8 protein-coding genes are annotated in these 13336 nt (G+C 43.6%); 4 read left to right on the top strand and 4 right to left on the bottom strand.

Annotation, left to right across the window (positions count from 1 at the left end; translation table 11 throughout):
• Positions 1-17: 17 nt before the first annotated feature.
• The 4 genes from QNM16_RS08925 to QNM16_RS08940 all read left to right on the top strand — a co-directional run bounded on the left by QNM16_RS08925 (position 18) and on the right by QNM16_RS08940 (position 3973).
• Entirely contained in the window at positions 18-1379 is a 1362-nt protein-coding gene (locus tag QNM16_RS08925; RefSeq protein ID WP_284020156.1) for a DNA-3-methyladenine glycosylase 2 family protein, read from the top strand.
• Positions 1376-1906 carry a methylated-DNA--[protein]-cysteine S-methyltransferase gene (locus QNM16_RS08930; protein WP_284020157.1) on the top strand — a complete coding sequence of 177 codons (531 nt, stop codon included), beginning with the start codon at positions 1376-1378 and terminating at the stop codon, positions 1904-1906. Before QNM16_RS08925 ends, QNM16_RS08930 begins: the two co-directional genes overlap by 4 nt.
• 264 nt (positions 1907-2170) lie before the next feature.
• Complete coding sequence (locus QNM16_RS08935; RefSeq protein WP_284020158.1) at positions 2171-3208, top strand: GGDEF domain-containing protein; 1038 nt, start codon at positions 2171-2173, stop codon at positions 3206-3208.
• A 99-nt stretch (positions 3209-3307) separates the two neighbouring features.
• Positions 3308-3973 (top strand): hypothetical protein, encoded by a 666-nt coding sequence (locus QNM16_RS08940; RefSeq protein WP_284020159.1) that lies wholly within the window; start codon positions 3308-3310, stop codon positions 3971-3973.
• Between the two features lie 37 nt (positions 3974-4010).
• Here QNM16_RS08940 and QNM16_RS08945 read toward each other — a convergent pair whose 3' ends face one another.
• From QNM16_RS08945 to QNM16_RS08960, 4 genes are all read right to left on the bottom strand, one after another.
• On the bottom strand, positions 4011-7892 hold the full coding sequence (locus QNM16_RS08945; protein ID WP_284020160.1) for a two-component regulator propeller domain-containing protein: 3882 nt from the start codon (positions 7890-7892) through the stop codon (positions 4011-4013).
• A gap of 119 nt (positions 7893-8011) precedes the next feature.
• Positions 8012-8311, bottom strand: a complete 300-nt coding sequence (locus QNM16_RS08950) for a hypothetical protein (protein WP_284020161.1) — start codon at positions 8309-8311, stop codon at positions 8012-8014.
• Between the two features lie 541 nt (positions 8312-8852).
• On the bottom strand, positions 8853-11921 hold the full coding sequence (locus tag QNM16_RS08955; protein ID WP_284020162.1) for an error-prone DNA polymerase: 3069 nt from the start codon (positions 11919-11921) through the stop codon (positions 8853-8855).
• The gene (locus QNM16_RS08960) at positions 11921-13333 is read right to left on the bottom strand and encodes a Y-family DNA polymerase (RefSeq protein WP_284020163.1); all 1413 of its coding nucleotides are present in this window, start codon (positions 13331-13333) and stop codon (positions 11921-11923) included. Before QNM16_RS08960 ends, QNM16_RS08955 begins: the two co-directional genes overlap by 1 nt.
• Positions 13334-13336: the final 3 nt, after the last annotated feature.

Here is a 13336-nt window from a genome sequence, read left to right on the forward strand (position 1 = left end):
GAGGAAGGACTGATTTGATGTTAGATGTAGAAATCTGTAAAAAAGCACGCCATTCAAGAGACCCGCGCTTTGACGGTAAGTTTTTTATTGCAGTAAAAACCACAGGTATCTATTGCCGTACCACTTGCCCTGTGCATCCTCCTAAAGAAGAAAATGTGACTTATTTTAGTACTGCAATGTCCGCAGCACAGGCGGGGTATCGTCCATGTCTACGCTGCAGGCCAGACAGTGCACCTGGCTCTGCACCATGGAAAGGGGTTGGCACAACATTAGACAGAGCCCTTCACTTAATAGATCAAGGTGCGCTACAACAGGGCTCCTTACCTCAACTTGCCAGCCGGCTTGGCGTCAGTGACCGATATGTTCGTAAGCTATTTAATCAGCACCTTGGGGTGTCGCCAAAAGCTTATGCGTTATATCAGCAATGCCTGTTCGCCAAGAAATTACTGCATCAAACTCAGCTCCCTATCACAGAAATTGCCTTGGCAAGCGGCTTCGATAGTATACGTCGCTTCAATGACTGCTTTAAAAACCAGTTACAGCTGACCCCCACGAAAATGCGCAAACAGCAAGACCAAAGCAATTCAAACATTACATTGACGCTTTATTATCGTCCCCCCTTCAACTGGCAAAAAATGCAGCAATTTTTGTCCAAGCGCCAAATCGACGGACTTGAATGGGTAACGGACGATAGCTATGGCCGCACCTTTTTTTGGCAAGATTGCAAAGGGCAATTCACTGCCAAGCACTGTGATCAAAAGCATTGTTTTGAAGTAGACATTGAAATAGACGAAATCAAATACCTTAAACCTGTGGTAAACAATATCCGCCGTATTTTAGATTTGGACGCCGACTTGGGCCAAATTGAAGGGGATTTGAAAAATGCACTACCCAATGAGTTTACATTGGTCACTGGGCTAAGGTTACCCGGGATCTGGAGCTTATTTGAAGCAGGTGTACGGGCCATACTTGGACAACAAGTCTCAGTGCAAGCAGCGAAAAATTTGGTCACTCAGCTGGTACACGAGCTGGGAGAAAAACATGAAGAACAGGCGTTTTTCCCAACCCCAAAAGCAATGGCGACCAGTGATTTGGCTTTTTTAAAAATGCCCACCGCACGCAGGCAAACGCTGATCCGCTTTGCTGAGCATTTTTCACAAAACGATGTGACCGACAATGCAGATGACTGGTTACCGATTAAGGGAATTGGCCCTTGGACAGTCGCTTATGCCAAAATGCGTGGACAAAGCGACCCGGATATTTTTCTGGCTTCCGACCTTGGTGTGATCAAAGCCCTAAAATCACAACAAGCATTTGATGATAAAAAAATTTCACCTTGGCGCAGCTACCTCACTTTTCAACTATGGAGTCAATTATGAGCTTGTACACAGACTATTTTCAAAGCCCACTGGGGCTGATTGAAATAAAGGCATCTGATATCGGCGTGCGCCAACTGATATTTTGCGGGGAGCAAACGTCTGATGTACATCCCAGCGCATTATTGCAAGAGTGTAAACAGCAATTATCTGCATATTTTGACCAGAAGCTGACGCAATTTGATCTCGACCTTGACTGGCAAGGCACGTCTTTTCAAAAACAAGTCTGGCAGGCTTTAACGACCATCCCATTTGGCCAGAGTTTATCTTACTTAGAATTAGCACAACAGCTTAATAACCCCAAAGCTGTGCGCGCAGTTGGCGGTGCCAATGGCCGAAATCCGATTACCTTGATCGTGCCCTGTCATAGAGTAATAGGCGCCAATGGTAAAATGACAGGCTATGCAGGTGGCGTGCTACGTAAGCAATGGCTGTTAGCCCATGAAGGCTTAATCGATCAAAAGCCAAATGATCAAGCTATCGCACAGCTAGCTTCTCAACGCCAAGCCAAAACTGAGTTTTTACAATAGGTGTTCTGACAGCAAGTCATCGACACTTCGAACGTAAATACCGATCAATCCGCTGTATATTGGTAGCAACCAAACCACAGCGGATAAGCCAAAAGTACATCAACAGCCCAAATCATTTAGACACTTGGTTGACCCTGATAACCCCCCTGTATTAACGACACAAAGAGTTATCAAATAATTAACACAAAAAACCTTTAAAGTAAGAATAAATTATATATATTTATTAGGGTGACAGTGCATAAATTATGGTAGAGAGTATGTCGCGTGCCAGTAAAAAGTAACAGTCAGTATTCGCTGCGTTTAAACACCTATTTTGATGGTAAAGGCAGAGTGTTTCCGCTTTTATCGTTAATCATTTTGGCAGTGTTTACCCCCTTAGCAATCAAAAACCTGATTATCGGTGAGCATGCCCTCGGTACACTCATTTTGATTTTTGTGTGCGCTTTTATTGCCGATGCACACGCATTAATTAAAGGCCGTGCCTTGCCCATTCATGAGCATATTATTGCTACTTTAGCCATATCATGTGTCGCATTATCGCTTTTTACCTTGGGCGCTGGCACTATTTTTTGGGTATTTCCTGTGAGTATTATCATCAGCTTCGCATTTCCGTTGGCCACATCCATTCTCTTTAATTGTGCATTACTACTCACCGCAACCACCTATGTGTTTTTGAATTATGATATGGCGGATGCGCTGAGGTTTTTCTTTGCCTATTTACTCACGGCTTGCTCAGTCCACTTGTTACTCAAACATATTGATGCCCTGCACACGCTATTAAAAGAGGAGTCAAGCAAAGATGCCCTCACAGGGGCGCTGAACCGAAGACAACTCAACCTATTTTTGAAAGACGCGTTGGCAAATAAGGTGCACTACCACTATGACTCGACACTGATCATGATTGATGTGGACCATTTTAAGCAAATAAACGACGTATATGGTCACGCGAAAGGTGACGAAGTACTTATCAACTTGGTGTCTGATATTCGCGAACAGATCAGAGAAACAGATTTACTGTTTCGTGTTGGGGGAGAGGAATTTGTCGTACTGCTCCCAAATACAGATCTCAAAACAGCGCAAAAAGTCGCACAAAAACTCAGGGCAAATATCAAATCTCTCGCCCTACTCGATAATCAAACTATCACCGTCAGCTTGGGCTTATGTGCAAGTGCTGATGACCTGACACAAACAAAATGGATGAACTGCGCTGACAAAGCTTTATATGCAGCTAAGCAACGTGGACGCGACAGGGTTTGTCAGTACAACTTGCATCACAACCGTATCGAAGACGTGGCAGCCTAACTTGATAAAGAACTAGCCCCTGATAGTCAAAACGGCTGTGTAGCGCTTCACTGAGCACTTGCTATACTCAGCCCAAGTCCGAAGCACAAAGGAAATACTATGAAAAAAATTTTTCTGTTCACGCTCATCTTTGCTTTTAGCTTTATTGCGCTCGCTAAAGAAGAAAAAAAAGAGCTCCCGCCATTAAACCCTGCCTATCAAGGTGAGCATGGTATGGTACTGATGAACCGGGGTTCCAAAATCTACGCTACCAACTTTGCGTCTTATAAATTACCCAGTGATATTCAAATTGTGTATAAGATTGATAACCCAGACGTCGCCTTTTTAAATCTTGTCAGAGATTCAGATCTCATCACCATCAAACCAAAGCCTTTCAACTTGCAGCGTCTAGAGCGCGGAGAAGAAGTCAATATTGTCGCCGATGTATATGAAGGTAACTATAAACGCGACGGCTTTAAAGTGTACAGTGATCGCACCATTGTTTTTAGCAAAAAGCTATATGCACGCAAATTAAAAGATTTACCCGCAGCTTCTCAATGGCAAGAGTATGACAGTATTGAGATCAATAAATCTGAGCGGATTTACATCCATAAATTAACCCAGCCACCGAGTTTTAATCACTTAATTTTTGTTGATTTAACGAATGCATGTATGCAGAAATTTAAAACGTCAAAGCGTGTACCAAAAAGCTCAGAGCTAATGTATAAGTTTGTGAATTGCGGTACGTTAAAACACCTGTATTTTGATGAAGAAGACTACCGGTAAATTTTAGCATCAACGGGTAAAAGCGAGGTCAGTTTGTTTAATCTACTTTTGCATTGCTACTAGGCAATTTAATAACAAACTGACACCCTTGATCGTGCGAACTTTGGCAAGTTATCTCACCATGCAGCTTTTGCGTCACAATGTTATACACGATATGCATACCCAGCCCAGTCCCGCCTGCACTGCGCCTTGTGGTATAAAATGGGTCAAATACCTTTGCCAACGTTTCTTTACTCATACCCACCCCGTTGTCTACAAAAAGCCACTCGATATACGAGGCTGTATATTGCAAGCTAATCTCTATTTTGCCTGCATGCTTACCCTCTTCAAAGCCATGACGCACTGAGTTTTCAATCAGATTTGTCAACACTTGCGCAATTGCGCCTGGATAAGTCGACAGTACAATACCGTCATCAAAGTTAGTTTCCACAACTATTTCAGTATGCTTCCATTTTGGCCTTAAGCTCATCAAGGTATCTTCAAGATATTGACCTAGATTGATCTCCCCGCGCTCCTCGATTGATTGATCAACAGCAACTTGCTTAAAGTTTTTAACCAACTGCGCGGCTCGAGATAAATTCGATTCAAGTAAGTACAAACTTTCGCTCATCACCTCAAGGAATGAGTGCAGTTTATTTTTTGTCAGCTTACTGCTATCAAATAAACCTTGGCATTCACCCAGTTCTTTCATCGCATGTGAGCTCGCTGTAATACTAATGCCCAGTGGCGTATTGATCTCGTGAGCAACACCTGACACTAAACGCCCAAGACCTGCCATTTTTTCCTGTTGAACCAATTGCTCTTGTGTTTGCTGAAGGTTGTTATGCGCCTCTTTGAGCTGCGAGAAAGTAGCCTCAAGCTTTTCCACTGACTCCGCATTAGCCAGTGCGATTGCTGTATAGTTGGCAATGGTGCGTAGCATTTGCACATCATTGTCATTAAATGCCGCCTGCTTAAAACTCTGTACCGTGATGCAACCAAGTACTTGTTTGTCGATAAGCAATGGTAGGTAAATTAAAGACTCTGTATTAGCCCCGCTCACAGGGGCTGCCACATATTCCACATAGTGCTTTAATTCTTCCACGCGGTTAACGACCAATTCGCTCTGATTATTGATACACCAAACAGCTGGGCGACGTAAATCGGTCAAGGCATATTCAAAAGGCGGGAGTTTTTCCCCTTGTTCAATCGCTAATTGACATAAAATTCGCTGACTTGGCGCATCTAAAATTCCCACCACAAAGACATCCGCATTCATAAGCTCATTAACATGCTTATAGACCCGCTCAAGCACAGAGCCTAAGTGCAAAGTCGAGGTAATCTCTTGGCCGATTGTACCAAGCATAGAAATATTTTCTGTGCGAGATTGCACCAAAGAATCTAGCGCAGCTTGCTGCTGCTTGAGCTCTTTCACTCGCCAGCGATAAAAGCTATAAAGACCGAACGCAAGTACAGTAAATAACAGCAGTTTAATCCAAATCGTTTCGAACCACTTAGGCTGCTGTACAATAAGCAAATCGATTTGATGCTCGCTCCATTTGCCTTTGCGATTAGTGCCTTTAATGTGCAAATGATAATTCCCCGGCGATAGTCGGGTATAGGTGATGCGGCGTTTAGATGCATCGGTATAAATCCATTTTTCATCAAACCCCTCAAGCTTGTATGCATACTGATTGTGTTCAGGTGCAGTGAAGTCCAAAGCGGCGAATTCAACAGAAAAGCTCTTCGTATCAGCAGGTAAAACCAGTTTCTCAGGGATAGGAACAGCTTGGTTATTGACCTCTAATTCACTGATCACCAGCTTGGGTTGATATTGCCAGTTTTGCCAAAGTGATGGTCGCATCAATAATATCCCTTTCGTGCCACCAAAGAGCATGGTGCCATCACGAAGCTTGATGTAAGAGCCTGTCCACATGGTGCCTACATCCCAATCATCTGCTCGAGCCAAATTTTGCCATGTTCCTTGATTAGGATCTAACCAACCATAGCCATTCCAGATCCGTCCTTGCGCGTCTTCGAGCAAATTACCGGCAGTACCCACAGGCCTACCAACCAAGGTGTTTAACGACTCAAATTTTGCAAAGCGACCATTAAAACTGACCAAGCGGTCTAAACCATGAGGTGTGGCTACCACCAACCTTTTTTGGCTATCCAAAAGTAAGCTATTGATATAGTTATCGGATAAACTTTGGGTTGTGCCCGCTTCAGGACTTACCTCGAGTACCTTTTCCTCACCAATAAATATCACTAACAGGCCATTGCGAGTGCCAACCCAAAGCCTGTCATTGTGATCATACACAAAGCTCAAAATTGACTTGCCTGTAAATAATTCACTACCAGAGAAATGAGAAATATCCTCGACTTGATTGGTTTGCGTATTTATCAATACGACCCCTTCTCCGGTCCCAACCCAAAGCTTATCGCCCGGCGTCTCATGCAAGGTCACGATTTGTATACTCGGCAGACCCTCAGATGTGGTGTAACGATAAAAGCGCTGCTGTGAAAAATCGTAGCGATGCAACCCCTTATTTGTGGTGCCAGCCCATACGCTGCCGTCACGTGTTTGCCGCATAACACGGACATAGCCTTCCGACAGTGCTTTAGGGTTGTCAGGATCAGGTCTAAAGCCTCCAACCACGCCAAACTCTGGTGAAACGATATCGATACCTGACTGCGCTGTGCCAACCCAAATTTGACCATTATTCAGTTCTACAAACCCTCTCACATCTTCATGTGTCAGTGTATGTTGTCTATCAAGGCCTCGGACAAACTTTCTAAACGCTTTATTTTTCGGGTTATAACGGCTTAGTCCACCTCCCCATGTCCCCGCCCAAACTACGCCAGAGTCATCGACTAACATGGCGCCCATGGTATCAAGTGGAATGCTGTATTCATTTAAGGGCTCATGGCGAATGTGCCGTTTCACAGAGGCAGATACCGCATCCACCACTGTGATACCGCCACCAGAGGTCCCTAACCAGATCTCATCTGCAGTCGGCTGTGCAATACCATTGACCCAATGATGACTTAGCGACTCGGGATCATTAGGCTGATGAGTTACCCATTGAACGACATCCATCTGACTACCCAGCCTTGCAGCACCATCGTCAGTTGTCCCCACCCATACAGAGTTATCTTTAGCTAAAAAGAGCCGAAACACATTTTTGCCGTTAAACTCCCCATAAGTTTGCCCTGTTAATGCCATCTGGTTGACTGTGAATATCTGAGAAAAATTGTCTGGTAAAGTGATCTTGCAAAGTCCCAATTGGGTGCCAAGCCATAAAGTATGAGGTTGTTCAAAAAGTACAGAGCGCATGCGAGTTGTCTTCAAAGGCATATCGCAGCCTGCAATATTGTCTAGCCTTGCAACTTCACTGGTGTCGCTATTGATATAATTTAAGCCATCATTGGTGGCGACAAAAATATTGCCTTGGTTATCTCCAATTAATGCACGAATGTTGTTATTTGAAAGGCTATTGTTAGTGGCAGGATCATATTTAAAGTGTCGAAATTGCTCTGTTTCAGGTTCAAACACCGAAACGCCGTCAGAAAAGGTGCCAACCCACACTTGACCATTGCGACCAGCCCATAAAGCTCTGACAAAATTTCCTGGTAGAGATGAGGAGTCTTCAGGGCTGTGTCCAAAACGTTTAAATCGATATCCATCATATCGGATCAGTCCAAACTGCGTGCCTATCCATAAAAATCCGCGACTATCTTGCACAATGGCTGTGATCACCCCTTTAGGGATTGTTTCACTATCACCGACATGTTGAAATATTAACTCACCCAGCTCAAAAAATGAGGGAGCCTCTACATGCGAGTTATTATGTTTATGTGCGATGGCATAAGAAGAGAAGTACACACAAAGTGCAATTAATAAATGAGTAAAAATCCGAAAGGTTTCACTGGCGTTCACTACAATATCCGCTTGAAAAGTTCAACGAAGGTAAAGCTCGCACAGTCATTGAGTATAGATAAGGGATGGAAAGTTGAAAAGAAATCAGCAGACAGAGATGTTATATGAATTATTGCAATTTAATCGAGCCCGCTGCCGTCTTTACCCACCACAAGACAACCTAACAAGCGATATAATAAGCGTGAGATCCAAATAACACATTCCATTGGAAACAGAACAATCGCTTCAAGGATATCTAACACAGTACTGCCTTTATCACGGCTTTCATGTCTCGGCCAGATGAAATATGCCCCCACAAAGCTAATCGGGACTAAAAAGCAGAAAAGAAGATTAAAACCTCCTGAAAAGAGAATATAAAGCGCCACAATAGCAACAACAAAAAGCATCGTAGCCACTACTTCACGAATGAACTCAGTCATAGTTATATTCCTTATATGAATAATTAGCGTTTGAAGCTGACAAGACTCTGCAAAACGAATCCCTTCGTTTTTTCAAAACACGAGTCCTGTCGCTTTGCGCCAAATACAAATCCTGTTGCTTTGCGCCAAATACGAATCCTGTCGCTTTACGCCAAATACGAGTCCTGTCGCTTTACGCCAAATACGAGTCCTGTCGCTTTACGCTAAATACGAGTCCTGTCGCTTTACGCCAAATACGAGTCCTATCGCTTTACGCCAAATACGAGTCCTGTCGCTTTACGCCAAATACGAGTCCTGTCGCTTTACGCCAAATACGAGTCCTGTCGCTTTACGCTAAATACGAGTCCTGTCGTTTTACGCCAAATACGAGTCCTGTCGTTTTACGCCAAATACGAGTCCTGCCGTTTTACGCTAAATACGAATCCTGCCGCATAATACTAATATGAATCCTGTCATCGAATTTATAAAACGACCTTGTTTGATTTAAAAAACGCAATAAAAAGCAAAAAATAACACGCTACGAAAATTTTTTTGAAAAAGTTTAATGAAAGTTTCGAGACTTGCTCTCAAAACCTTGTAATAACTGGCTATGGTCAATCAGCCTACCTGCAATAACATGGATAACTTCCCCCTCCTTCTCTACAATTCCTTTGACTTCTAATAACTTTGCCCCTAGATAAGCCTGCTTTTGAGCCCGGGCAGTTCCAGCCCATACCACAACATTTATATTTCCCGTATCATCTTCAAGAGTAAAAAAAGTAACGCCCGCTGCCGTTCCTGGAGACTGCTTACCTGTGACGATACCTATTACAGTGACTAAGCTTTTATGCTGTTTTTGACAAAGCGCATTCATACGCGTAAACGCACTCAATTTGCCTTGTTCATCAAGTAAAGTGATCGGGTGTTTACTCAAGCTAACCCCTGTTGATGTATGATCTTCCAAAAGATCCTCAAATGCGCTTGGCATTTGAATATGCGAAGTTTGCAGCTGTGGTAAGTCACTAAAAAGTGGCAGCGTCGCTTCTTGGTTCATCAACTGCCATCTAGCTTGATATCTATTATCGCTAAACTGTTTTAACGCATTAGCCGATGCAAGACGCTCAAGTGTTCCTTTATCTACCCCTAACTCACACAAGCTCTGGACACTGGTAAAACCCTGCTTAGGACGCTCATCCACTATCAAGGTAGCCATTGTTTGATTCAGCCCTTTAATAATTCTAAGCCCTAATTGAATCGCCCATCGTCCTTCAAACTGGCAAACCGTATGGTCATAACTCGATTGATTCACGCATACAGGAAGAATCGTGACAAGGTGACGTTTTGCATCCTGAAGCAGCTGAGATGCGCTATAAAACCCCATCGGCAAACTGTTGAGTAAAGAGGTATAAAACATGGCCGGATAATAATATTTAAGCCAAGATGACGCATACGCTAGCACAGCAAAAGATGCAGAATGACTTTCAGGGAAACCATATTCCCCAAACCCGCAGATCTGCTCAAAAATACGCTCAGAAAACTGGTGCTCATAGCCTCGCTCTGTCATACCTGTCAGTAACTTATCTTTAAACTGCATCAGCTCACCGTTCTTTTTCCAAGATGCCATTGCCCGTCTTAACTGATCAGCTTCTCCCCCTGTAAACCCAGCAGCCACCATAGCTAGCTTTATCACTTGTTCTTGAAAAATAGGTACTCCTAAAGTCCGCTCCAACACGGCCTGCACAGCCTCCGATGGATAAGAGATCCTCTCTTCACCACTGCGACGTTTTAAATAAGGATGCACCATATCACCTTGAATTGGCCCAGGTCTCACAATGGCGATTTGCACGACCAAATCATAATAACAACGAGGCTTTAACCTTGGGAGCATGCTCATCTGCGCACGAGATTCAATTTGAAATACTCCCACAGTGTCTGCTTTTTGTATCATCTCATAAACTTTGGGGTCATCTTGTAACCGAGTCAGCTTCGCAATACTCAAACATTGCTTGGTGTGTTTTTTAACTAACTCAAATGTTTTTCTAATTGCGCTAAGCATACCCAGTGCCAACACATCTACTTTTAGCAAGGAAAGGCTTTCTAAATCGTCTTTATCCCACTGGATCACAGTGCGCTCAGGCATGGATGCATTTTCGACCGGTACCAGATCATGTAAAGGACCTGCAGAAATCACAAAGCCTCCAACATGCTGGGATAGATGTCTTGGAAAGCCCATTATTTCATTGACCAACTCAATAAACTGCGCACCTTTTAACGAGTCAGGCTCAAGCCCTAATTCAACTATTTGCGCTTGCCAATTCAGACCTCGGTCGCGTCGATTAACATTTTTAATAAAATAAGTCAGCTGCGATTCGCTTATTCCAAGCGCTTTACCGACATCGCGTACTGCGCTTTTAAAACGATAAGTGATCACTGTCGCAGCCAGTGCAGCTCGCTTTCGACCATATTTTTGATAAATATATTGAATTACCTCTTCGCGCCTTTGATGCTCAAAATCAACATCAATGTCCGGCGGCTCATTCCGCTCTCGGCTAATAAAACGCTCAAAAAGAACTGCCACTTGGCGTGGGTCAACCGCGGTGATCTCCAAGCAATAACATACGACTGAATTCGCCGCAGATCCTCGCCCTTGATATAAAATGCCCTGTGCTTTAGCAAACATCACAATGTCATAGATCGTCAAAAAAAAGTACGGATAATCGAGCTCTTCTATTAAATCCAACTCTTTTTCTATGGTCAGTGCAATGTCTTTGGGTACCCCCTTTGCAAACCGACGCTTAGTCCCCTGTTCTACCAGCTCACGTAGGTAGCCCATCGCAGATTGGCCTTTTGGTACTAACTCGCTCGGATACTGATACCGTAATTCATCCAAATTGAAATCACATAGTTGGGCTATTTTATTTGTTTCAACCAGCCATTGTGGCTTATATAACTTTGCGATTTTGTCTTTTGCACGCATCGCACGCTCACAATTAACCAATAACTCTGCTTTGCTTTTTTCAACACTTTGATTTGCTTTAATCGCCCTTAAAACATCTTGTAGCGGCTTTCTTTTGGCAACATGCATGAGCACAGCACCCACTGCACACACAGGAAAATCAAGCTGCTCAGAGAGCATTTCACAGTGCTGGGTATATCGCTTTTCATGATTACTTAACTCTCTTTGAACGCAAATCCAAGTGCGTGTGGGGTGATGGCGCGTGAGTAATTTTCCCCATTCCTCATCTACTTTATTACCTGTCGGTAACCACAAAATGAAGCAGTGTTTTAATGACAGTAAATCCCACTTTTCAAGTTGATATTCTCCTTTGCTCGCTCGGCGTCTGGCATTGCTAATCACACGGCATAACTCGCTATAAGCGAGTTTATTTGGACAAAGCAATACGACCTTGAGCGACTCAAAATGCAGCACACTGCCCACAATCAACTTTAAATTAAGCTCAGTATTTTTAATTAAGGTATGTGCTCGAACGACACCCGCTAATGAGCATTCATCAGTGATTGCCAACGCTGAATATCTTAGAAAATGCGCTTGCTTGACCAGCTCTTCAGGATGGGATGCTCCCTCCAAAAAAGAAAAGTTGCTCTGGCAAAAAAGCTCTGAGTATTGCATCAGCTGAATACCCCATGTATAAACCAGCGTTTTTGCCTATCTCTGAACACCCACAGCTGCCTAAATTGCCTGTCTTGTGCAACAAAATAATCTCGTTCAATGTCATCACCATCCCACCAGCCAGTAGAGATCCGCTCCGGTCCTTGAAGTAAAATCACCTTATCATTGAGCGGTTGAATTTCATTAAATAACAAGTTTGGTCTAAGCAACGGTGCGGTATGCTCAGGTGGCTTTGCTGGTGCTGCATGCAAAGCGGGCTCACTTCGAACTGAGGCATACTCAGGGCGAGCATCTGGTGTGGTTTGAATACCAAATACGGATTCTTCACCTAGTTTTGCTTGTAACATAGAGAGCAAGCCAGCACGTGTCATAGTGCCGATGCGCTCAGAAAATAAGTCTTCGCTGTGCGCCTGTGGCTCACAGAATTTATCCACCTTTAAAGCCACAGCTTGTAATGGCGCTAATAGTTGCGTGCGCGCTAATACCAGCTGACATAAATCTAGCCATTTTTGTGCTCGATACTCTCCATGTGCACAGCCTATGGTTAAGCAAAGCGGCTCGATATCTCTTTGCATTAATACTAATGCTATCGATGATGTAAGCTTATCGCGCAACCTTAAAAACACCTCTAACTGTTTCAGTAATTTGAATAGAGGCTTTATCAGATAGTCGAGATTTTCTAATTCATACAACAAGGTGATCTCGCGCTCAAATACCTCAGGTGGCTGATAAAACTCGACCGGGTGATGTAGCTTACCTTGCAGTCGGCCAACATACTGCACCAGTTCATTATCAAAACGCCTTCCCAGTTCAACCAAAGGAATTCCAAAGAGAGCTTGCACTGTGTGTATACCAACTCGATTAAGTTGCAGTGTTTGGCGTTCACTCAGTAAGAGCGACGAAATAGGTAATTTACCAAGCTCAGTTGCCAGTTGTACTCGGTCGTCACAAAGTCGATTAAAGCCCGATTGCGCGAGCAACTGAGCCGCCAGTGGAGAATAACCGAAGCTGAAGTGATACTGCACATTTTGCGTTACAAGGCGGGCTTTTATAATTCGCCAATAATGTGCTAAATCAGTATGTAAAGACAGCATGTTAGACACTTTGATAAGTAAGCCACAAGGTTTCGAAAGATGAATTTCTGCGGTATCTAAATACAGCCACTGAGCCAGCTCTAGCAATCGTTTTTGCTCATAACTGGCTTTGAATTCATACACATTTAATGACGCACTCATCGACGAAGCAGCACCTAGCCCCATCCCTCGCTTAACACCAAGTTTGTGAGCTGAAGCATTCAATTGCATAACCATATTATTCCTACCGGACACAATAATAGTCGGTACGAGCTGATCATCTTGAACTAACAAACCATCTAGCTGTAGCTGAGGAAAGTGCAAATAAAGCCAAAGCATCGT

Origin of the sequence: Pseudoalteromonas umbrosa (assembly GCF_030125375.1) — a bacterium.
GTDB lineage: Bacteria > Pseudomonadota > Gammaproteobacteria > Enterobacterales > Alteromonadaceae > Pseudoalteromonas > Pseudoalteromonas umbrosa.

What these genes read in the sequence shown, in the direction of transcription:
- QNM16_RS08940 (WP_284020159.1), top strand. Translation starts at nt 3,308, where the DNA reads ATGAAAAAAATTTTTCTGTTCACGCTCATCTTTGCTTTTAGCTTTATT.
- QNM16_RS08950 (WP_284020161.1), bottom strand. Translation starts at nt 8,311, where the DNA reads ATGACTGAGTTCATTCGTGAAGTAGTGGCTACGATGCTTTTTGTTGTT.
- QNM16_RS08930 (WP_284020157.1), top strand. Translation starts at nt 1,376, where the DNA reads ATGAGCTTGTACACAGACTATTTTCAAAGCCCACTGGGGCTGATTGAA.
- QNM16_RS08955 (WP_284020162.1), bottom strand. Translation starts at nt 11,921, where the DNA reads ATGCAATACTCAGAGCTTTTTTGCCAGAGCAACTTTTCTTTTTTGGAG.
- QNM16_RS08960 (WP_284020163.1), bottom strand. Translation starts at nt 13,333, where the DNA reads ATGCTTTGGCTTTATTTGCACTTTCCTCAGCTACAGCTAGATGGTTTG.
- QNM16_RS08925 (WP_284020156.1), top strand. Translation starts at nt 18, where the DNA reads ATGTTAGATGTAGAAATCTGTAAAAAAGCACGCCATTCAAGAGACCCG.